The sequence below is a fragment of the Rhodoferax ferrireducens genome, from assembly GCF_049302455.1.
Classification (GTDB): Bacteria; Pseudomonadota; Gammaproteobacteria; order Burkholderiales; family Burkholderiaceae_C; genus Rhodoferax; species Rhodoferax ferrireducens_B.
On sequence record NZ_JBAQMD010000019.1, the window covers coordinates 21,060 to 40,286 of the forward strand.

23 protein-coding genes are annotated in these 19,227 nt (G+C 59.9%); 6 read left to right on the plus strand and 17 right to left on the minus strand.

Annotated features, from left to right (window positions below; translation table 11 throughout):
- Positions 1-85: 85 nt before the first annotated feature.
- The gene (locus tag WA157_RS03050) at positions 86-2,188 is read right to left on the minus strand and encodes an ice-binding family protein (protein WP_422619552.1); all 2,103 of its coding nucleotides are present in this window, start codon (positions 2,186-2,188) and stop codon (positions 86-88) included.
- Between the two features lie 335 nt (positions 2,189-2,523).
- Here WA157_RS03050 and WA157_RS03055 point away from each other — a divergent pair, with 335 nt between their 5' ends.
- Both WA157_RS03055 and WA157_RS03060 read left to right on the plus strand, forming a co-directional pair.
- A complete protein-coding gene (locus tag WA157_RS03055) occupies positions 2,524-2,808 on the plus strand; it encodes a hypothetical protein (protein WP_422619553.1) in 285 nt (94 codons plus the stop codon).
- 32 nt (positions 2,809-2,840) lie between these two features.
- Positions 2,841-2,999 carry a DUF3309 family protein gene (locus WA157_RS03060; RefSeq protein ID WP_011464173.1) on the plus strand — a complete coding sequence of 53 codons (159 nt, stop codon included), beginning with the start codon at positions 2,841-2,843 and terminating at the stop codon, positions 2,997-2,999.
- A 34-nt stretch (positions 3,000-3,033) separates the two neighbouring features.
- On the opposite strand, the gene WA157_RS03065 is transcribed toward WA157_RS03060, so the two are convergent.
- The 5 genes from WA157_RS03065 to WA157_RS03085 form a co-directional block, all read right to left on the minus strand.
- The gene (locus tag WA157_RS03065; RefSeq protein ID WP_422619554.1) at positions 3,034-3,564 is read right to left on the minus strand and encodes a hypothetical protein; all 531 of its coding nucleotides are present in this window, start codon (positions 3,562-3,564) and stop codon (positions 3,034-3,036) included.
- Complete coding sequence (locus WA157_RS03070; protein WP_422619555.1) at positions 3,561-3,944, minus strand: hypothetical protein; 384 nt, start codon at positions 3,942-3,944, stop codon at positions 3,561-3,563. Before WA157_RS03070 ends, WA157_RS03065 begins: the two co-directional genes overlap by 4 nt.
- Positions 3,945-4,069: 125 nt before the next feature.
- Entirely contained in the window at positions 4,070-4,414 is a 345-nt protein-coding gene (locus WA157_RS03075; protein WP_422619556.1) for a hypothetical protein, read from the minus strand.
- 95 nt (positions 4,415-4,509) lie between these two features.
- On the minus strand, positions 4,510-4,674 hold the full coding sequence (locus WA157_RS03080) for a DUF1328 domain-containing protein (protein WP_422619557.1): 165 nt from the start codon (positions 4,672-4,674) through the stop codon (positions 4,510-4,512).
- A 196-nt stretch (positions 4,675-4,870) separates the two neighbouring features.
- Positions 4,871-5,752, minus strand: a complete 882-nt coding sequence (locus tag WA157_RS03085) for a sensor histidine kinase (protein ID WP_422619558.1) — start codon at positions 5,750-5,752, stop codon at positions 4,871-4,873.
- A 56-nt stretch (positions 5,753-5,808) separates the two neighbouring features.
- On the opposite strand from WA157_RS03085, the gene WA157_RS03090 reads away from it, so the two are divergent.
- On the plus strand, positions 5,809-6,441 hold the full coding sequence (locus WA157_RS03090) for a response regulator (RefSeq protein ID WP_422619602.1): 633 nt from the start codon (positions 5,809-5,811) through the stop codon (positions 6,439-6,441).
- 8 nt (positions 6,442-6,449) lie between these two features.
- Here WA157_RS03090 and WA157_RS03095 read toward each other — a convergent pair whose 3' ends face one another.
- Complete coding sequence (locus WA157_RS03095) at positions 6,450-6,869, minus strand: response regulator transcription factor (RefSeq protein ID WP_422619559.1); 420 nt, start codon at positions 6,867-6,869, stop codon at positions 6,450-6,452.
- Positions 6,870-7,099: 230 nt separating this feature from the next.
- On the opposite strand from WA157_RS03095, the gene bktB reads away from it, so the two are divergent.
- Genes bktB through WA157_RS03110 form a run of 3 tightly spaced genes read left to right on the plus strand, consistent with a single transcriptional unit; the run spans position 7,100 to position 10,928 of the window.
- Positions 7,100-8,287 carry a beta-ketothiolase BktB gene (bktB, locus tag WA157_RS03100; protein ID WP_422619560.1) on the plus strand — a complete coding sequence of 396 codons (1,188 nt, stop codon included), beginning with the start codon at positions 7,100-7,102 and terminating at the stop codon, positions 8,285-8,287.
- Between the two features lie 28 nt (positions 8,288-8,315).
- Positions 8,316-10,226 carry a type IV pili methyl-accepting chemotaxis transducer N-terminal domain-containing protein gene (locus WA157_RS03105; RefSeq protein ID WP_422619561.1) on the plus strand — a complete coding sequence of 637 codons (1,911 nt, stop codon included), beginning with the start codon at positions 8,316-8,318 and terminating at the stop codon, positions 10,224-10,226.
- 6 nt (positions 10,227-10,232) lie between these two features.
- Positions 10,233-10,928 (plus strand): response regulator, encoded by a 696-nt coding sequence (locus WA157_RS03110; protein WP_422619562.1) that lies wholly within the window; start codon positions 10,233-10,235, stop codon positions 10,926-10,928.
- 15 nt (positions 10,929-10,943) lie between these two features.
- On the opposite strand, the gene WA157_RS03115 is transcribed toward WA157_RS03110, so the two are convergent.
- Genes WA157_RS03115 through WA157_RS03160 form a run of 10 tightly spaced genes read right to left on the minus strand, consistent with a single transcriptional unit; the run spans position 10,944 to position 19,221 of the window.
- The gene (locus WA157_RS03115; protein WP_422619563.1) at positions 10,944-11,174 is read right to left on the minus strand and encodes a DUF3079 domain-containing protein; all 231 of its coding nucleotides are present in this window, start codon (positions 11,172-11,174) and stop codon (positions 10,944-10,946) included.
- Between the two features lie 27 nt (positions 11,175-11,201).
- Positions 11,202-12,443 carry a phosphoglycerate dehydrogenase gene (serA, locus tag WA157_RS03120; RefSeq protein WP_422619564.1) on the minus strand — a complete coding sequence of 414 codons (1,242 nt, stop codon included), beginning with the start codon at positions 12,441-12,443 and terminating at the stop codon, positions 11,202-11,204.
- 50 nt (positions 12,444-12,493) lie between these two features.
- A complete protein-coding gene (locus WA157_RS03125) occupies positions 12,494-12,958 on the minus strand; it encodes an RrF2 family transcriptional regulator (RefSeq protein ID WP_422619565.1) in 465 nt (154 codons plus the stop codon).
- Positions 12,959-12,995: 37 nt separating this feature from the next.
- Positions 12,996-13,556 carry a NifU family protein gene (locus tag WA157_RS03130; RefSeq protein ID WP_422619566.1) on the minus strand — a complete coding sequence of 187 codons (561 nt, stop codon included), beginning with the start codon at positions 13,554-13,556 and terminating at the stop codon, positions 12,996-12,998.
- Positions 13,557-13,586: 30 nt separating this feature from the next.
- On the minus strand, positions 13,587-14,075 hold the full coding sequence (gene sufU, locus WA157_RS03135) for a Fe-S cluster assembly sulfur transfer protein SufU (RefSeq protein WP_422619567.1): 489 nt from the start codon (positions 14,073-14,075) through the stop codon (positions 13,587-13,589).
- The gene (locus tag WA157_RS03140; protein ID WP_422619603.1) at positions 14,072-15,322 is read right to left on the minus strand and encodes a SufS family cysteine desulfurase; all 1,251 of its coding nucleotides are present in this window, start codon (positions 15,320-15,322) and stop codon (positions 14,072-14,074) included. The genes sufU and WA157_RS03140 overlap by 4 nt, the downstream gene beginning before the upstream one ends.
- 5 nt (positions 15,323-15,327) lie before the next feature.
- The gene (sufD, locus tag WA157_RS03145; protein ID WP_422619568.1) at positions 15,328-16,650 is read right to left on the minus strand and encodes a Fe-S cluster assembly protein SufD; all 1,323 of its coding nucleotides are present in this window, start codon (positions 16,648-16,650) and stop codon (positions 15,328-15,330) included.
- Positions 16,647-17,438, minus strand: coding sequence for a Fe-S cluster assembly ATPase SufC (gene sufC / locus WA157_RS03150; RefSeq protein WP_422619569.1), 792 nt, complete (start codon positions 17,436-17,438; stop codon positions 16,647-16,649). Before sufC ends, sufD begins: the two co-directional genes overlap by 4 nt.
- A complete protein-coding gene (gene sufB, locus WA157_RS03155; RefSeq protein WP_422619570.1) occupies positions 17,435-18,871 on the minus strand; it encodes a Fe-S cluster assembly protein SufB in 1,437 nt (478 codons plus the stop codon). Before sufB ends, sufC begins: the two co-directional genes overlap by 4 nt.
- A complete protein-coding gene (locus tag WA157_RS03160; RefSeq protein ID WP_422619571.1) occupies positions 18,868-19,221 on the minus strand; it encodes a HesB/IscA family protein in 354 nt (117 codons plus the stop codon). The genes sufB and WA157_RS03160 overlap by 4 nt, the downstream gene beginning before the upstream one ends.
- Positions 19,222-19,227 lie beyond the last annotated feature (6 nt).

Consider the following 19,227-nt stretch of genomic DNA (forward strand, 5'->3'; position numbering starts at 1 on the left):
AATTAAAACTTTTTCACTCTGTTTTTGTTGAACAACAACGGTCGACTGAAATGACTCCGACGCCCGTTGTCTCTGCTTCAAAAAGCTAGGGCTTGGTCACGCGAGCGGCATTCAACGTGACCTCGGTCTGTGCCAGCATCCTGCCGGTCACCACTGCGCCGGTGTTCAAGGAAATCAGCGTTTGACTCAGAAGATTTCCCTTGAAGTCAGCCGTTGTTCCCAGGGTCGCTTGTCCAGACACCTGCCAGAAAACGTTCTTGGCTTGGGCACCACCGCTCAGGGTAACAATGGCACCGTTGTCCACCGTCAGGTCTTGAGCAATCTGGAATATCCAGACGTCATTCGGGCCGCCCGACAGCGTAACGCCGGCACTTGTCACCTGAACTCCGGTACCCCATTTGTAAAGACCAGGAACGAGTGTCAGCCCGCTGATGTTTCCTGCGCCCAAATCGGTGGCATCGGGCGTGGCTCTTCCGGCGGCGTCGACGAACGCGGTTTCCATGTCACTGATGGCTGTGGTCATGGTGGTAGGCGTCGGCACGGCATAGTTGGCTGCGTATACCTTTCCAGTCACATACAACGATGTTGAAAAAACATTTGAGGGATCCGCGATCAAAGAAAATCCCGTGATGGCAGTGGAGTCGATTGGACTTACGCCAATGTCGCCAACAATCGCGGTGGTTCCCGTCGTTGAGATTCCTGATTTTGCCAAGACCACAAAGTTTCCGGCCGATCCAAGATTGACCGCGGCAGGGCCTTGCGGAGCCAGCACAGTCAAGGTTGCGGAACCGGAACTGCTGCCGGACGTTGCGGTGATCAATGCTGAGCCGGCTGACACGCCAGTGGCGACGCCGGTGCTCGACAGAACTGTCGCCACCAGCGGGCTACCTGAGGTCCAGGCCACGCTCGTGCTGATGTCAACGATGCTGCCATCAGAGTAAGTCCCCTTTGCAACAAACGGCTGGGTGAAACCAATATGTACCGTGGCCGGTGCAGGTGTCACCTCGATCGAAGCCAACGTTCCGGCAATCACGGTCAAGGTCGCCGAGCCGGACTTGCCGCCAGACGTTGCCGTGATCAGTGCTGAACCGGCTGACACGCCAGTGGCAACGCCAGTGCTCGACAGAACTGTCGCCACCAGAGGACTGGCTGAAGTCCAGACCGCGGTCTTGCTGATATCGACGATGCTGCCATCAGAGTAAGTGCCCGTTGCAACAAAGGACTGTGTGAGGCCAACTGGTACGCTAGCCAATGCCGGCGTCACTGCGATCGAAGCCAACGTTCCGGCCGTCACGGTCAAGGTGGCTGAGCCGGACTTGCCGCCCGATGTTGCAGTGATCAGTGCCGAACCGGCTGACACGCCAGTGGCGACGCCGGTGCTCGACAGGACTGTCGCCACCAAAGGACTGGCTGAGGTCCAAGCCACCGTCTGGCTGATATCGACGATGCTGCCATCAGAGTAAGTGCCCGTTGCAACAAAGGGCTGTGTGAGGCCAACGGGTACGGTGGCCAATGCGGGTGTCACTGCGATCGAAGCCAACGTTGCAGCAGTCACGGTCAAGTTGGTCGAGCTGGTTTTGCCAACAAAATTGGCAGTGATGACAGATGCGCCGCTAGCGATGCCGGTAACGACGCCAGTGGTCTGCACGACCGTGGCCACACTGGGCGTGCCTGAGGTCCAGTTGGTGTAGGCCGTTACGTCCCGGGTTGACCCATCGCTATAGGTGGCCGTCGAAATCAATGCCTGGATACTGCCAATAGGTATGGAGGCCGCAGCAGGCGCCACTGCCATCGACATCAATGTTGCGGAAGTTACTGTCAAATTAGCTGAGCCGGACTTGCCACCAAAATCAACCGATATGACCGATGTGCCACTTGCGACGCCGGTGGCAACGCCATTGTCCTGCATGACAGTGGCCACACCGGGGGTGCCTGACGCCCAGTTGGAGGTTGCGGTCACATCACGGGTTGACCCATCGACGTAGGTCGCAGTCGCCATCAATGGCTGGATACCACCTGTCGGCAATGAGGCCGTTGCAGGCGTCACCGAGACGGAAACCACGCCCAAGCCCAAGGCCGGACTGCCGAGAATCGGGTCTCGTCCGCCGCCACAGGCCGCAACCAAAACGCTCAGAAATAATGCCATGAACCACGGCAAGACTCTGGCATAGCTGTCATATTTTTTCATTTGTTTTCCTACGTATTTATCCAGAAACCCATTGATGTAATTGCCCGACTTCCGTCCGGCGCTCACGCTGCTGTTTTGCACAATCGTTTGGGCGCCGTGCATCGCGGGGGCAGTATTGCCCCGCGCTGCTTGAACGTCTGTGCGATGACGCACACAGGCAGACGCAACAGACTAAATAAAAATATGGCTTGTGTGTTCGCCAACGCACAGAACCGCGCGGGCTAAAGGCTTAAGCTGGAATTCTGCTGAGCGCGACAGCCAGGTTGTGCCGGTCTGGTTGCGGACGTCTTCTTCAAGTCGACCGCAATATTTCTAAAACTTTCAAAGGATTTCTCATGAAACGCTTGATGCTCATTTCAGCCCTGCTTGCCACACTAGGTTTGGCCGCCTGTGACCGACCCGCCGTGGTCACTGTCCCCGCAACGCCCGTGGCCGTGCCCGGCCCCGCAGGTCCGCAGGGCGAGACCGGCAGCCCCGGCGGCACCGGTAGCACTGGCGCAACCGGTAGCACTGGCGCAACCGGTGACACTGGCACAACCGGCGACACTGGTGCAACTGGCAAGGCCGGTAGCGGTGCCACGATCATCGTGACGCCACCGGCTTCAGCACCTGCCAACTAAATTCGCCAACTCACCACTTCAAGGAGAAGCTCATGAGCTTGGGAACCATACTGCTGATTGTTCTGATCCTGATGCTGATAGGCGCCATTCCGAGTTGGCCCCACAGCCGGAACTGGGGCTACGGACCCAGCGGTGGACTGGGACTGGTGGTGATCATCATCATCGTGTTGCTGTTAATGGGCCGCATATAACGGTCGTTCCTGGCGCGGCACCATGCCGCGTCCATCAGCGCGTCGGGGCATCAGGTCGGGTTGGCGACAAGCCGGCCGCCTGGGCCGGTTCCTGTGGCTGACGCGGCTGTCTGAGCAATTCTGTCAGCGCCGCCATCCAGGACTGCGTTGGTAGCTGGGCCACGGCCTTGGACAACAGTTGTGGCAACAGTCCGGCCAAGAGGGACGACGTGAAGATAAGGCGCCACGGGCGCGCCCGGGCCAGCACACCACCCAAAAGCAAAGCCCCCACGACCAGCCCCAGCGGATGACGTTGCGCCATGGGTTGCACCACAGTTTTCACGGCTTCGCCGACCAGCAAACTGCTGATACGCCACGGGTGTTGCGCCCACCAACTGCGCACGGCCTCAATCACGATACCGGCAGCGGGAATTGATTTCAGGCTGTCGAGCCAGGCCAGCCCAACGGCGCTGGCGCGCGCACTGGAGGCGCCGCCCGCCGGGGCTGAAATATCACGCAGGGCAAGGCGCAATCGCTCGCGCGACAGGGTCAGCCGCTCGGACGGAGTCAGCGGTGCAGCACTCATGACGTGCTCACTTCGCGCAACATAGCCAGATCGGCTTTCATTTGCTGTTGAATGTTGTCAAAACCGCTGGTATCGCCGCGCGACCGGACCGCCAGCAAACACCCTGCAGCCACGGCCATCGGCAACAACGGCACCACAACCAAGGCCCACGGCGCTTGCATGGTGGCCACGGGAATAACGGCCCAAATCATCAGTGCCACGCCCGCCAACACCGCAGCCGCTACCAGGCAAGCCAACGCCACCGCGTAGAACAGCGCACGTCGCCTCCAGGCGGCCGAGACTTGGCCAAGCTCCGTGGCTACCAGCTCGGCGTAGGCCTCGGCGTGGTCCGCCAGCAATTGCGGTCGGGTCGCGATCAGGAGAAACAGGGGGTGAATCATGACGGTCAAGCTCCGGAATCGAGAAATGGAGGCATGACCAGAACCGTCACGGACAGCGCGGAGTCTGCATTGACGGCTATGCGGCAGCGGCTGCTACCGGGCCGCGCACGCCTGATGAAAAGCAGTTAGCGTCGATCCCGCGAACTTGCCATCATACTGATCAGCGCCATCAGCGCAGCACCGGTCGCAGCGGCGATCAGTACCGACTTGATGGGTTCGTCCTTGATGTAGTTCAGCGTGTTGTCCGAGGCGCGCAGCGCCTTGTCACGCAACTGTTGTGACGTGTCGCGCACACCGTCCACACCACGATGTGCCAACGCGCTGGCTTGCTGACGCAAGTCCTGCACACTTCCGGCCAAGCTATCGAGCGCCTCATGGGTCATACGCTGGGTTGACTTGATGGCGTGGGTAGCCGACTCGGCGGCCTGGTCAGTCAGGCTGGATGGCTCTGGGGCCTTTTTATTAAACATGAAGGTTCCTTAGGGGAAGTCTGGGGTTAAATGAAAACTGTGGTGATCAAGCGTCGATCCAGACGGCTCGCCTGGCCAGCTATGCCAGCCCGGCGTCAGTGTTTTTTGATCAGGCCAAACAGGAAACTGGCCACAGCCAGGATCGCAAACACGATGAATAGAATTTTGCCGATGCTGACGGCGCTGGCGGCAATGCCGCCAAAGCCGAATAAAGCAGCAATCAAGGCAATGACAAAAAATACAACAGCGTAATGCAGCATATCCAGACTCCTGGTTTGAAAAGCGGCCAACCGCTTGGGATAATTCGAACGAAAGGCCCGCAAACTGTGTCGCGCCATGCATCAAGTGTGATCTTGATTGCAGGTAACGGCGATAGGCAAGCCCGCCGCGGCCTTGTCGGGTGGATACGCCAATTTGCGTAGGACGGGACTGACAATGCCTTGTTGGAGGCGCAGATCAGCTTGGCCTTGCGTTGTTTCTGCGGTCGTGCCGCTCGCGCACTGGCGTCAGTTTCACTTGAATCAACGTGCCCTGCCCCGGCGCCGATACCAAGGCCAGGGTTCCGCCTTCGGCCTCAACCCGAAAACGCATACCCACCAAGCCATAGGCAGAACGCGGCTGCACACGGGTATCAAAACCAACCCCATCGTCACGAACCGAGACTTCCACCTGGCCATTGTCTGTGGCCAAGCGCACCCAAACATTCTGCGCCCGGGCATACTTTGTGATATTGGTAATGGCCTCTTGCACCAGACGATAAACCATCAGCTCGGCACTGACTTCAAGCTCTACCGGCTCCAGTTCGCAATGAACTTCGACACCTGAGATTTCAGCAAACTCACGCGTCAGAATTTCGAGCGTCGCCACCAGGCCCAGATTGCTCAGTGCGGACGGGCGCAAGTCTTCAATGATGCTGCGCCCGAGTGCAATGCCGCTGTTGAGTGTGCTAACCAGATGTGCCAACAGTTCCAAGGCCTCGGGGGCCCTGTCTGCCAAGCGCGATTTGATGCGGGCCGCATCAAGCTTGGCCGATGTCAGCAAGGCACCCAGATCATCGTGCAAATTACGCGCCAGGCGATGACGCTCGTCTTCTCGCGCAGTCTGCAGATGGTGGGTCAACTCGGTCAGTTGCACCGTGCGAAGCGAGACCTCGGTTTCGAGTCGGTCGCGTCCGGCCTGAATGGTGCGTTGCAACTCCTGTCGCAGCTTATCAATCATTGAACGCTGGCGCCAATACATGAAGAGCGCCAACAGACTGATAATCACCGACACCACGGCGGCGAGACCAGCCAGCAGCAGGACAGAGTTGCCTTGTTTGGCAACGTTCAGTACATCCATCTTCAGCCCCCGCCCCAAAATGTGGGATCATGCAACAAAAAATGCTGCCAAACACCATGATTCGAATTGCCATTGTTGACGACCACGCGATGGTCCGCGCCGGATTGCGCCAATTTTTTTCCGACCAGATCGACTTCGCCGTGGTCGCCGAAGCGGCCAATGGCCGAGGGGCGCTCGACATCGTGCGCAAAGGCGAGGTCGACGTGATCCTGCTCGACATCTCCATGCCGGACCAAAGCGGTGTTGATGCACTGATCGCCATCCGGGCTCGTGCACCCGATTTGCCGGTACTGATTCTGAGTGGCTTTGCGGAAGAGCATTACGCCACCACCTTGCTGCGCCAAGGTGCCAGTGGCTACTTGAACAAAGACTGCGACCCGGAAGAAATTGTTAAAGCGATCCGCACGGTGTATCGCGGGCGCAAGTACATCACGGCGGGTGTTGCCGAGCTTCTGGCGGACGGTTTGAGCGGGGGAACCGATAAGCCGCTTCATGAGAATCTGTCGGAGCGTGAGTTACAGGTTTTTTTGCGTCTGGCCAAGGGAGAGGCAATCGGCCACATGGCGGTCAGCATGTCGCTAAGCGTCAAGACGGTCAGCACCTACCGAACCCGGGTGATGGAAAAAATGAAACTCGAAACAAACAGCGACCTGACCTATTACGCGTTGAAAAGCGGCTTGATCCAATAGCCGCATGGTCAGGCCGACGTTCCGGGACCCGGTTGGCTGCTGCCGTCACCTGGATCCACTGGCAGCTGAGCGCAGTACTCGATAAGCGCATCGATCTCATTGGACTTGTCAAAAACCCGGTCGGCACCGAGTTCAAGGCATTTGCGCCGAATATCCGCCGTGGCATAGTTACTCAGTACCACCAATCTCTGCCGCGGCGTTAGGCCACTCGCTGCCCTGAGCACACCCAGGCCGGAGCCGGCCTTCAGAAAAATATCAACAATCACCAAGTCGGCATGATTGCCTGGCTGCGACATCCACTGCACTGCCGTGAATTCATCGACGGCCGTGCCCACCACCTTGACAGGTGCCAGCTCTTCCAGAGTGACGATCAGGCTCTCGCGGATGACCGGGTTGTCTTCGACGATGTAAGTCTTGAGCTGTTGCATGGCCTGTAGCGTTACTTCCGTGAAGTCAAAAAAAATTCACTCGAATATGCCTGCGTAAACCCCAAAGGACCATCGGGCGCCAGCCCAGCTCGTTGTCAGAAAATTCCTACAACCTCAACTTTTAATGCCAAGCGCCGGATGACCCGCTCGGGAATCACCGGCAGGGCTAAGATAAGGCGGTTGGCATACCAATATGCCTATTCTTTTTGTTTATCTACCGGAGATCGTCCATGTCACGTGAAGTCGTAATCGTCAGCGGTGTGCGCAGCGCTATTGGTACCTATGGCGGCAGCCTGAAAGACATCGCCCCAACCGAACTGGCAGCGCAAGTGGTACGTGAGGCGCTCAAACGTGCGAACACAGACGGCCAGGATGTCGGCCATGTGGTTTTTGGCCATGTCGTCAACACCGAACCCAAAGACATGTATCTCTCGCGCGTAGCAGCCATCAACGGCGGTTGCGCGCAGGGCACACCGGCATTCAACGTCAACCGCCTGTGCGGCTCGGGTCTGCAGGCCATCGTTTCTGCCAGCCAGAGCATTTTGCTGGGTGACTGTGACATTGCGATTGGTGGCGGTGCCGAATGCATGAGCCGTGCGCCCTACGCCAGCCTGAATATGCGCTGGGGTGCGCGTATGGGCGACACCAAGATGGTTGACATGGTGGTCGGTGCGCTGAACGATCCGTTTGACACCGTCCACATGGGGGTCACCGCCGAAAACATTGCGGCCAAATGGGGTATTACGCGCGCTGATCAGGACGCATTGGCGGTAGAGAGCCACAACCGGGCGCAACGCGCGATTGAAGCCGGCTACTTCAAGAGCCAAATCCTGCCCGTCGTGCTCAAAAGCAGAAAGGGCGACGTGGTCTTCGACACCGACGAACACTATCGCCCCAACTGCACGCTGGCCGACCTGGTCAAACTCAAGCCCGCCTTCCTCAAGGAAAACGGCACTGTCACGGCCGGCAACGCCTCCGGCATCAACGACGCCGCCGCCGCGGTGGTGCTGATGGAAGCCGCCACCGCCAAAGCGCGTGGCTTGAAACCACTGGCCCGACTGGTGGCTTACGCACATGCTGGCGTGGACCCCAAATACATGGGCATCGGCCCGGTACCGGCCAGTCAGATGGCCCTGAAAAAGGCGGGTTTGACCGTGAACGATCTGGACGTGATTGAGGCCAATGAAGCTTTTGCTGCGCAGGCCTGCGCAGTCAGTCGCGATTTGGGTCTGGACCCGGCCAAGGTCAACCCGAATGGTTCCGGCATTTCGCTGGGCCACCCGATTGGCGCGACTGGTGCCCTGATCACTGTCAAGGCCCTGTACGAGCTGGAGCGCATCGGCGGCCGCTACGCACTGGTCACCATGTGCATTGGTGGCGGCCAGGGCATTGCAGCTGTTTTCGAGCGCGTCTCCTGACCGACAGACGCGCAGCAGGCAACGCCATATGGCACACGTAAGGCATTGGAGTCTGGGCGCCAAGTTGATGCTGGTGGGGGCGCCCTTTCTGCTGCTGGTCTTTATTTCTACCGTGGCAACGCTGTGGGTTTCCTGGCAGCTTGATGGTGGCGCCGCTGCGGTCAATGAGGCCGGCCGCATGCGAATGCAGTCTTACCGCATGTCTCTGGCTATTGGCACCGGCGAAACCAGAGAGCTGACCGCGCTGGCCACAGAATTTGACCGCAGTCTGGCCACCTTGCGCCATGGTGACCCCGATCGACCTTTGTTTGTGTCGTGGGACGACACCTCGACAGCGCGGTTTGCCGTTATCGAGCAAGACTGGTCCCAATATCAAGCCCGCTGGATTGCAGGCCAGCCACGCGTCTTGACTGACTTGCGGGCGCAGACCGTGGCCTTTGCCTCCCACATTGATGCCTTCGTGAGCAGCATCGAGGCGCATATTGCCAAATGGACTGCCCTGCTGCATTTGCTGCAGATCAGCATGCTGGCACTGGTGATCTTGGGAGCGGCGGTGTTGCTTTACACCGGTTATCTCTTCGTGCTGGAGCCGGTGAGCCAACTCAAACAGGCGATTGAAAACATCCAGTCAGGTAATTTTGACGCCCGGGTTGAGCGCGTCACCAGTGACGAGTTTGGCACCCTGGCCGATGGGTTCAATGACATGGCTGCACATCTGCAGTCCATGTACCAAAACCTGGAAAGCAAAGTCGCTGAAAAGACCGCCCAGTTGCAAGAAAAGACTGCACGCCTGGAGAGTCTCTATGAAGTCACTGCCCTGGTGAGCAACGCCACTTCACTGGAGGCGCTTGCGCAAGGATTTGCCAAAACTCTGGCACGGATTGCCCGCGCCGACGGGGTTGCCCTGCGCTGGTCAAATCAGGCCAACCAGCGCCACCTGATTCTGGCTGCCCACGGCCTGCCGGTCTCCATGGTGGATGCTGAGCAGTGCATCTACACCGGCGACTGTCATTGTGGTGCCGCCAAAGCGGAACCCGGGCTGAACGTGATTCCAATCCGCAATATCGCCGGATCATCGCTGCAACATTGCGCCAGAGCCGGCTTTGAGACCTTGGTCACACTTCCCGTGCGTCTGCATGAACGTTTGATGGGAGAGGTCGATTTGTTCTTCCACGCACGCGTCAATCCGACTTTGCCGGAGCGTTCCCTGCTGGAAGCACTGAGCAGCCATCTGGCCAGCGGTATGGAAAACCTGCGTCTCAATGCCCTTGAAATGGAAGCGGCCGTATCGCAGGAACGCCACCTGCTGGCCCGGGAACTACATGACTCGATCGCCCAGTCACTGGCTTTTCTGAAAATTCAGGTGCAACTGATGCGCGATGCCATCAAGTCCAGCGACCCGGTAGAAATTGCAAAAGTACTGGAAGAAATTGATATTGGCGTGCGTGAAAGTTATGGTGACGTACGTGAGTTGCTGCTGCATTTCAGAACCCGAACCAATGCCGAGGATATTGAGCCGGCACTGGCCACCACCCTGCGCAAGTTTGAGCACCAGAGTGGCATCAAGGCGACGCTGGCAATGCAGGGGCAAGGCATGCCACTATTACCCGACCTGCAAATACAGGTGCTGCATATCATTCAGGAGGCACTCTCCAACGTGCGCAAGCACGCCCACGCGTCACAAGTCTGGCTCGATGTGCAGCAACTCCCCGCCTGGCGTTTTGAAGTGCGTGACAACGGAATTGGCTTTGACCTGGGCGATGACCCCCTCGACGAAACACATGTGGGTCTGCGTATCATGTCGGAGCGCTCGCAGCGCATTGGTGCTGAACTTGATGTCATTTCTACGCCGTCGCATGGCAGCTCGGTCATTTTGACATTGCCGCTTCCTGCACACCCCATGGCCAAAGTCAAACCAGTGGCTTCGATTCAGGCTTGAAACCTCATGCAAACAGTCTCTCCCCAACCGATTCGCATTTTGGTCGTTGACGATCACACCTTGTTTCGCCGGGGCCTGACAGCGCTTCTGGCGCGCGATCCCCAGTTATGTGTCATTGGGGATGCGGCGGATGCCGGCCAGGCGTTGCGCAAGGCGCAGGAAATGCAACCAGACCTGATCCTGCTGGACAACCACTTGCCAGGCGTCAACGGCGTGGACGCCCTGCCCGCCCTGCGTGAAGCCGCACCCAACACCGTGATCCTGATGCTGACTGTCAGCGAAGATGAAAACGACCTGGCGGCGGCCCTGCGCGGCGGCGCCGCCGGGTATCTCCTTAAAACCATCGAAGGCGATGCCCTGACTGCCGCCATCGTGCGTGCCATGCAGGGCGACAGCGTGGTGGCGCCCGAGATGATGAACAAGCTGGTCGCCGCCTATCGGGGGACAAGTAAAGAAGTCCCCGGGATCGGCACATCGCAGCCCCCGGCCGTCAGTGCCGGCCCCGCCATGGCCAGCCTTTCACCGCGCGAACGCGACATATTGCGTGGCATTGCGCGTGGCGCCAGCAACAAGGAAATTGGCCGCGAGCACGGTATTGCAGAAACCACCGTCAAGATTCACGTGCAGCACATTTTGCGCAAACTCGACGTCAGTTCCCGCGTGCACGCCGCTGTCATTGCCACCGAGCAAGGCCTGCTCTGAGCCTATGGGAAACGCTCACTTGTTGGTCTGATTTTGAAATTCGTTGCCTGGCTTGATGGGTGGATCCGCCGGTTTTTGATCGTGCTGGTGGTTATCACCCCAAGCCAGCCAGTCCTCACCAAAAAGTTCCACCGGGTGTGGTGAACGCTCGTTCGAGCATGCCATCGAATCGATTGAGCAGTATTGGTCGCAACCCCAGCAAACACGTTCCGGTTTAGCGGGATGTATTGGAAATTTTTTGTTCATCGTTTGGCCAAAGAATATTCATGGCGATCAATACAAAATGCGACAACGGATGGTTTCCGGCACCGCGCAGAGTTCATCGAGTGCCACCTGGCTCGCCGCGCTGTCCACGTCGATCACCACATAGCCGACTTCCTCGTTGGTGCTCAGGTACTGCGCCGCGATGTTGATGCCTGCCTCTGACAATCGCTCGTTGACGTGCGCCATGACCCCAGGCACGTTGTGGTGAATGTGCAGCAAGCGGCTGCGCCCGGTGTGGGCGGGCAGTGCCACTTCGGGAAAGTTGACGGCCGACGTGGTGGAACCGTTGCTGCTGTAGCGAATCAGCTTGGCAGCGACTTCCGTGCCGATGTTGACCTGCGCCTCAAGCGTGGAGCCGCCAATGTGCGGAGTCAGGATCACGTTGTCAAAGCGCGTCAATGGCGAGACAAAGGCTGAATCGTTGCCTTGCGGTTCGATCGGAAAAACATCAATGGCGGCGCCGTGCAGATGCCTGCTCTCCAGCGCCTTTGTGAGCGCCTCAATGTCTACCACGCTGCCGCGCGACGCATTGATCAGGTGACTGCCCGGCTTCATGGCAGCCAGTTGCGCCGCGCCGATCATGAGGGCTGTCTGCGGCGTTTCAGGCACGTGCAGGGTGACGACATCGGCCGCACTCAGCAGTGCTTCGAGGCTGCTCATGGGCTGCGCGTTGCCCAGCGGCAGCTTGGCCTCGATGTCGGTAAATATCACGCGCATGCCGAGTTGCTCGGCCAGCACGCCGATTTGTGTGCCGATGTGGCCATAGCCGATGATGCCCAGCGTCTTGCCGCGCACTTCAAAAGAATCGGCCGCGCTCTTGACCCAGCCACCGCGATGCAGGATGGCGTTCTTCTCCGGAATGCCGCGCATCAGCATGATGATCTGCGCCAGCACCAGCTCGGCCACACTGCGGGTGTTGGAAAACGGGGCATTGAAGACGGGAACGCCTAAGCGCATGGCTTCCTTCAGGTCAACCTGGTTGGTGCCAATGCAAAAGCAGCCGACGGCAACCAGCCGCCGCGCGTGCTGCAGAACTTCGGCGGTGAGTTGGGTGCGTGAGCGCACACCGACAAAATGCGCATCGGCAATGGCTGCCAGCAGTTCGTCGCCGGACAGTGACTTGGCATGCGTCACGATGCGCGTGTAGCCAGCTTGCTCCAGCGCCTCGACTGCAGACGGGTGAATACCCTCGAACAGCACGGCTTGAAGTTCGCTTTTGGCGGCGGATGAGTCGATGGATTTCTGGATCATGGGGGGCTCGGTGGCGACAAATGGTGGGTATGAGGCGTGAACACAGCTTGTCACGCGATCGCTGCGCTTGGTCGCTTGTGAAAGGTCAGGGGCTGAACCTTCGTATGGCCTTCGGTGCCTGGCGCCAGCAGGTCAGCCAGCGTGTAGCGGTCAAGGTACTGCATGAAGCTTTGCAGTGCGCCATTGATGATGCCGGTCAAGTGGCAGCTGCTGGTCAACTGGCACGTGGTGTCGCTGGTGAGGCATTCAACAATGGTGAAATCCGGCTCCATGCTGCGTACCACGGCGCCTAAGCCAATGTCTTGCGGGCTTGCGGCGAGCCGCATGCCGCCGCCCTTGCCGCGCACGGTTTCCAGCCAGCCCGCCAGGGCCAATTGATGCGTTATTTTGGTGAGATGCGCCTCGGAAATTTCATAAGCGCGCGCCACCTCCGAGATGGTGCACAGGCGATCGGGATGCTGGCCGACATACATCAGCAGGCGCATCGCGTAGTCGCTCATCGTAGTCAGGCGCATGTTGGACTCTCTAAGGAGGTTGATGCGTGTTGCCGCATCAGGCGGCGATCACTTCGATGTCAGGTTCAAGGGTGCGCAAGCGATTCTCAATGCCCTGCAGGGTGCCGGAAATCGAACTCGGGCAGGTGCCACATGCGCCCTGGTAGTGCACGATAAGCTGATTGCCGGTCAGGCCCAGCACATGCAGGTCGCCGCCGTCGCTTTGCAGATAGGGCCTGATCTCCTGATCCAGCACCAGCTCGATGTCGTCGAGCCGCTGGCGGTCTTCTGCGCTCAAATCCGCCACGCTGGCGCGCGCCTCGAAAACGGCGGCAGCCGACTGTTCACTGGCGGCGGGGGTGCCCCGCAAGGGCGGCGCAATCTGACGAAGCAAAATCTCCCAGTCGGCCTGTCCGTCTTGCGTCACGGTGAGCCAGCGATCCACATAAAAAACGTTGGTCACGTGAGGGATGGCAAACAGCGCGCGCGCCAGTGCGTCGCCCTGGGCCTGTTCCGCGTTCTCGTACGAATGCGCGATACCCCAGGTGAGCGGCTCGCGCAAAACGAACTTCTTCGCGTTCGGGTTGGGCGTGTCTTCGATGTCAGCGATCTTTGGCATTTTGTTGTCCTGTCATTTAAGCGATTTGCCTCACGCGTCGCCCAAGGGCGCGTGCATCGGGTCAGCCTCAGCCTCGGTCGACGTGCTGGGCTCAGCATTAAACGCGGCCTGCAGTGTGTGCCACGGCAAAATGGCGCACTTCACGCGCATGGGCAACTCACTGATGCCAGAAAAGACCGCCAATCTACCGATGTGAGGGCCCTCGTTCGCGACGATGCGGCCGGTCGCCATATCCACAAACTCGTGAATCAGCGTTTTGGCCTCGATCGCGCTCTTGCCCTTGACCGCCACCGTCATCATCGACGCCGACGCCTTGCAGATGGCGCACGATTCGCCGTGAAAGGCGATGCGCTCGACGGTGTCGCCTTTGAGCTCCAGCGCGACGTGAATGTGGTCGCCGCAGAGCGGATTCACCCCTTCGGCATGGTGGCTGGGGTGATCGAGCTCGCCGTAGTTGCGCGGCTTGCGGTTGTGGTCCAGGATCACTTCCTGGTACAGGGCCTTGGGATCTGCGCTCATGCGAATACCTTTTGAACGGTGCGAATACCAGCGACCAGCGCGTCCACGTCAGCCATCGTGTTGTAAAACGCAAAGGAGGCTCGTGAGGTGGCGACCACGCCCAGGCGCGCCATCAGCGGTTGCGCGCAGTGGTGGCCGGTGCGCACGGCCACGCCTTCCTGATTGAGCAAGGTGCCCATGTCGTGCGGGTGGATGCCCTGCACGGCAAAGGACAGCACGGCCGCCTTGTCGTGCGCGGTGCCGATCAGGCGTACGCCGGGCAGCGCACCCATCTGTTCGGTGGCATAACGCAGCAACTCATGCTCGTGCGCGGCAATGGCTGGCATGCCAATGCTGGAGAGGTAATCCACAGCCGCACCCAGGCCGATGGCCGCGGCAATCGGCGGCGTGCCGGCCTCGAACTTGTTGGGTATCGGGGCGTAAGTGGTCTTCTCGAAGCTGACAGTATGGATCATGTCGCCACCACCCTTGAACGGCTGCATCGCCTCTAACAGCGCGGCGCGGCCGTACAGGATGCCGATACCAGTCGGGCCGCACAGCTTGTGGCCCGAGAAGGCATAAAAATCACAGTCCAGATCCTGCACGTCCACCACCAAGTGCGGCGCGGCCTGCGCGCCATCGACCAGCACGGGCACGCCACGCGCGTGCGCAAAAGCGATCATTTTTTTCACCGGGTTGATGCTGCCCAGCGCGTTCGAGACATGGCCGACGCTCACCAGGCGGGTGCGCTCGTTGAACAGCGCCTCGTACTGATCGAGCAGCAGTTCGCCCGCGTCGTTCATCGGCACCACGCGGATTGTGGCGCCTTTCTCCAGCGCCAGCATTTGCCACGGCACGATGTTCGAGTGGTGCTCCAGCACGCTCAAAATGATTTCATCGCCCGCCTCGATGTTCTGGCGGCCCCAGCCCTGCGCCACCAGGTTGATGCCTTCGGTGGTGCCGCTGGTGAAGATCACTTCGCGTGCTTCGCGCGCGTTGATGAAGTATTGCAGCCGGGCGCGCGCCGCCTCGTAAGCGGCGGTCGCGGTCTCGGACAGATAATGCACGGCGCGGTGAATGTTGGCGTGCTCGCTGGTCTGGTAGCGCACCAAGCGGTCGATCACGGCTTGCGGCATCTGGCTGGATGCCGCGTTGTCCAGGTAGACCAGCGGTTTTCCCGCCACCGTGAGCTTGAGGATCGGAAAGTCGGCGCGGATGCGTTCCACTTCAAACGCGACTAGCGTGTTGCTTGGGGGCGACGTTTGCATTGTGTTCATGGCTGGCCCGTGGTCTGTTCAAGCACCGTCTGTTCCAGCTGCCGGCGCAATGACGCGACCGGAATGCGGTTGATCACCTCCGCACCAAAGGCGTAGGTCAGCAGATTGCGCGCCACGCGCTCTGACAAGCCGCGGCTTTGCAGGTAGAAAACTTCCTCGCTGTCGAGCTGGCCAACGGTGGCGCCGTGCGTGCATTTCACGTCGTCGGCAAAAATTTCGAGTTGCGGCTGGGTATCAACCTGCGCCTTGCCCGAGAGCAGCAGGTTGCGGCTCGATTGCGCCGAATCTGTCTTTTGAGCGCCGGGGCGAACCATCACCTGGCCGTTAAACACCGCATGCGCGGCGCCGCCCACGATGCATTTGTGCAACTGGCGACTGACGCCGTGCGGCTTGGCGTGGTCGATGAAGGTGTGCGTGTCGGCAAGGTGCTCCGCACCGATCAGCGCCAATCCGTCGAGAGAGCATTCCGCCGCGTCGGCGGTTTGCGCAACGCTGAGGTCGAGCCGGGAAATCTGTGCGCCCAGTGCAATGCTGACCGAGTGATAGCGGCTCGCAGCCCCAAGCGACACGGCGCAGCTGGCCATGTGGAAGGCCTGGCCGCTCTCGCGCTGCACGCGGATATGTTCGACCTGCGCGTTGGCAGCCAACACCACCTCAGCGAGCGCGTTGGTGAAGTACGCGCCATCGTGCAAGGCTGCGTAGTCTTCAATCACCGTCACTGCGCTACCGCTCTCGGCCACCAGCAGGACGCGCGGGTGGCTGGCAAGGTCAGGCTGCGTTGAGAGGAAGAGCAAATGCACCGGTGTCGCAACCGAGGTCTCGCGCGGCACGATGACCACCGCAGCGTCATGCAGGACGGCGGTGTTGAGCGCCGGGAACAGCGCATCGTGGAAGGGCGCGTGCTGGCCGAGATGCGCCGCCATACTGGCGGTCTGCGTTGCAGGGGCTGACAACAAGGTGCTGACCACGACGCCAGCTTCAGCGGTGATGCTGGAGAGCTGCGGCGCATGGACGCCGTCCACAAAAACGAGCCGGGTCGTCGCCTCTTCAATATGAAACCGCTTGATGTCGCCCGCCTGCAACGCGGTCGGCGTGCGCAGCGGATGAAACGATTGCCGGGTCAGCGCTGAAATGTTGGTGAAGCGCCAGGCTTCGTCGTGCGGAGTGGGTAGCGTGAGTGCGCCGACCCGCTCCAGCGCCTGGGCACGCAGCGCTTTGAGCCATTCCAGCGTCGTTGGCGCCAAGCTGCCGGGTGCTTGCGCCAGACTGGCGAGCAGGCTGTCCAGAACGCCTCGGGCAACGGCGGTTTCAGTGCTCATGACAGGGCCCCTGCGGCCTCTGCTTCGGCCTCGATCCAGTCGTAGCCGCGTTCCTCGAGTTCGAGCGCGAGTTCCTTGCCGCCGGTGCGGATGATGCGCCCGGCGCTCATCACATGCACGTAGTCGGGAACGATGTAGTTCAGCAGACGCTGGTAGTGCGTGACCAGCACAATGGCGTTGTCCTTGCTGGCCAGGTGATTGACGCCTTGCGACACCACGCGCAGCGCGTCGATGTCCAGGCCCGAGTCGGTTTCATCCAGGATGGCCAGGCTGGGCTCCAGCAGCGCCATCTGCAAAATCTCGTTGCGCTTTTTCTCGCCGCCAGAAAAGCCTTCGTTGACACTGCGCTCCAGAAACTCGGGGCTCATCTCCAACAGCTTCATCTTCTCGCGCACCAGGTCGTCAAACTCAAGCGGGTCCAGCTCGTCATGACCACGTTCAGCCTGCACGGTGTTGTAGGCCAGCCGCAAAAACTGGCTGTTGCCCACGCCGGGGATTTCGATCGGGTACTGAAAGGCCAGAAAAACACCGGCCCGGGCGCGCATTTCAGGGGCCAGTTCCAGCAGGTTCTTGCCTTCAAACAGCACCTCCCCGCCCGTGACCTGGTACGCCGTGTGGCCCGCCAGCACCTTGGCGAAGGTGCTCTTGCCCGAGCCGTTCGGCCCCATGATGGCGTGAACCTCGCCGCGCTTCACTGTGAAGTTCAGACCTTTGAGAATTTCGGTCCCGCTGACGCTGGCGCACAGGTCGCGCACCTCCAGCAGTGTCTGGCTATTTTGAACAATCATCCTACGCTCCCTTCAAGCTTGAACCCGAGTAATTTAGTGGCTTCGACCGCGAACTCCATCGGCAACTGGCGAAACACGTCCTTGCAAAAACCGTTGATGATCATCGAGACAGCTTCCTCGGCACCGATGCCGCGTTGCGCGAAATAAAACATCTGGTCTTCACCAATTTTTGAGGTGGACGCTTCATGCTCCACCTGGGCGCTTTGGTTGCGCACCTGGATATAGGGGAAGGTGTTGGCGCTGCACTTGTCCCCCACCAGCATCGAGTCGCACTGCGAATAGTTGCGCGCGCCATCGGCACCCGGCATCACCTTGACCAGGCCGCGGTAGCTGTTGCTCGACTGGCCGGCCGAAATACCCTTGCTGACAATGGTGCTGCGGGTGTTCTTGCCGATGTGGATCATCTTGGTGCCGGTATCGGCCTGCTGGTGGTGGTTGGTCACCGCCACTGAATAGAACTCGCCCACCGAGTTGTCGCCCATCAGAATGCACGACGGATACTTCCAGGTGATGGCCGATCCGGTTTCCACCTGGGTCCAGGAAATGCGCGAGTTGACGCCCCGGCACAGGCCGCGCTTGGTGACGAAGTTGTAGATGCCGCCAACGCCGTTTTCGTCGCCTGCGTACCAGTTTTGCACCGTTGAATATTTGATGTCGGCGTTGTCCAGCGCCACCAGTTCAACGACGGCTGCGTGCAGCTGGTTGGTGTCGAACTGGGGCGCGGTGCAGCCTTCGAGGTAAGACACCGAGGCGCCCTCTTCGGCCACGATCAGGGTGCGCTCGAACTGCCCGGTGTCCTGGGTGTTGATGCGAAAGTAGGTGGACAGGTCCATCGGGCACTTGACGCCCTTGGGGATGAAGCAAAAAGAGCCATCGGTAAACACCGCCGAATTAAGCGCGGCGTAGTAGTTGTCGGCCGCTGGCACCACGCTACCGAGGTATTGCCTGACCAACTCGGGGTGGTTTTGCACCGCCTCGGAAATCGACCCAAAAATGATGCCGACCTCGGCCAGCTTGGCCTTGTAGGTGGTGGTCACAGAGACGCTGTCAAAAATCACGTCCACCGCCACACCCGCCAGCGCCGCGCGCTCGTGCATCGGCACGCCGAGTTTTTCAAAGGTGCGCAGCAACTCGGGATCGACTTCGTCCATGCTCTTGAGCTTCGCCTTGGGCTTGGGTGCCGCGTAGTAGCTGATGGCCTGAAAATCGATCTTCGGATGTTTGACGTTGGCCCACCTGGGGTCGGTCATCGTGAGCCAGTGGCGAAACGCCTTCAGGCGGAATTCAAGCAGCCACTCGGGCTCGTTCTTCTTGTTTGATATCAGCCGGATGGTGTCTTCACTCAGGCCCTTGGCCGCCACATCGGACGCAATATCAGTGACAAAGCCATGCTTGTAGGGCTGATTGACCAGGTTTTGCAAGACGGCACTCATGCAGGGACTCCTTTGCCAGCGCCCGCCTTCAGGCTGAAGCTCTCGCCGCAGCCGCAGGTGGTGCCAACGTTGGGGTTGTCAAACTGGAAGCTCTGCTTGAGCCCCTCGGTGACAAAGTCGAGGCTGGCGCCGTTGAGGGTGAGCAGGTTTTGCGGGGCGATCAGCAGCGCGGCACCGTGGGCTTCAAAGCGCTGCTCGTCGGCCCGCACTTCGTCGGCCAGTTCATAGGTGTAGGCAAAGCCCGAGCAGCCGACGCTTTTGACGCCGACGCGCAAGCCCAGGCCACTGCCGCGCTTGGCAATTTGCGAGCGTATTTGCCTGGCCGCTGCTGGCGTGAGGGTGATGGTCATGATGCA

What these genes read in the sequence shown, in the direction of transcription:
- WA157_RS03050 (WP_422619552.1), bottom strand. Translation starts at nt 2,188, where the DNA reads ATGAAAAAATATGACAGCTATGCCAGAGTCTTGCCGTGGTTCATGGCA.
- WA157_RS03055 (WP_422619553.1), top strand. Translation starts at nt 2,524, where the DNA reads ATGAAACGCTTGATGCTCATTTCAGCCCTGCTTGCCACACTAGGTTTG.
- WA157_RS03060 (WP_011464173.1), top strand. Translation starts at nt 2,841, where the DNA reads ATGAGCTTGGGAACCATACTGCTGATTGTTCTGATCCTGATGCTGATA.
- WA157_RS03065 (WP_422619554.1), bottom strand. Translation starts at nt 3,564, where the DNA reads ATGAGTGCTGCACCGCTGACTCCGTCCGAGCGGCTGACCCTGTCGCGC.
- WA157_RS03070 (WP_422619555.1), bottom strand. Translation starts at nt 3,944, where the DNA reads ATGATTCACCCCCTGTTTCTCCTGATCGCGACCCGACCGCAATTGCTG.
- WA157_RS03075 (WP_422619556.1), bottom strand. Translation starts at nt 4,414, where the DNA reads ATGTTTAATAAAAAGGCCCCAGAGCCATCCAGCCTGACTGACCAGGCC.
- WA157_RS03080 (WP_422619557.1), bottom strand. Translation starts at nt 4,674, where the DNA reads ATGCTGCATTACGCTGTTGTATTTTTTGTCATTGCCTTGATTGCTGCT.
- WA157_RS03085 (WP_422619558.1), bottom strand. Translation starts at nt 5,752, where the DNA reads ATGGATGTACTGAACGTTGCCAAACAAGGCAACTCTGTCCTGCTGCTG.
- WA157_RS03090 (WP_422619602.1), top strand. Translation starts at nt 5,809, where the DNA reads ATGATTCGAATTGCCATTGTTGACGACCACGCGATGGTCCGCGCCGGA.
- WA157_RS03095 (WP_422619559.1), bottom strand. Translation starts at nt 6,869, where the DNA reads ATGCAACAGCTCAAGACTTACATCGTCGAAGACAACCCGGTCATCCGC.
- bktB (WP_422619560.1), top strand. Translation starts at nt 7,100, where the DNA reads ATGTCACGTGAAGTCGTAATCGTCAGCGGTGTGCGCAGCGCTATTGGT.
- WA157_RS03105 (WP_422619561.1), top strand. Translation starts at nt 8,316, where the DNA reads ATGGCACACGTAAGGCATTGGAGTCTGGGCGCCAAGTTGATGCTGGTG.
- WA157_RS03110 (WP_422619562.1), top strand. Translation starts at nt 10,233, where the DNA reads ATGCAAACAGTCTCTCCCCAACCGATTCGCATTTTGGTCGTTGACGAT.
- WA157_RS03115 (WP_422619563.1), bottom strand. Translation starts at nt 11,174, where the DNA reads ATGAACAAAAAATTTCCAATACATCCCGCTAAACCGGAACGTGTTTGC.
- serA (WP_422619564.1), bottom strand. Translation starts at nt 12,443, where the DNA reads ATGATCCAGAAATCCATCGACTCATCCGCCGCCAAAAGCGAACTTCAA.
- WA157_RS03125 (WP_422619565.1), bottom strand. Translation starts at nt 12,958, where the DNA reads ATGCGCCTGACTACGATGAGCGACTACGCGATGCGCCTGCTGATGTAT.
- WA157_RS03130 (WP_422619566.1), bottom strand. Translation starts at nt 13,556, where the DNA reads ATGCCAAAGATCGCTGACATCGAAGACACGCCCAACCCGAACGCGAAG.
- sufU (WP_422619567.1), bottom strand. Translation starts at nt 14,075, where the DNA reads ATGAGCGCAGATCCCAAGGCCCTGTACCAGGAAGTGATCCTGGACCAC.
- WA157_RS03140 (WP_422619603.1), bottom strand. Translation starts at nt 15,322, where the DNA reads ATGCAAACGTCGCCCCCAAGCAACACGCTAGTCGCGTTTGAAGTGGAA.
- sufD (WP_422619568.1), bottom strand. Translation starts at nt 16,650, where the DNA reads ATGAGCACTGAAACCGCCGTTGCCCGAGGCGTTCTGGACAGCCTGCTC.
- sufC (WP_422619569.1), bottom strand. Translation starts at nt 17,438, where the DNA reads ATGATTGTTCAAAATAGCCAGACACTGCTGGAGGTGCGCGACCTGTGC.
- sufB (WP_422619570.1), bottom strand. Translation starts at nt 18,871, where the DNA reads ATGAGTGCCGTCTTGCAAAACCTGGTCAATCAGCCCTACAAGCATGGC.
- WA157_RS03160 (WP_422619571.1), bottom strand. Translation starts at nt 19,221, where the DNA reads ATGACCATCACCCTCACGCCAGCAGCGGCCAGGCAAATACGCTCGCAA.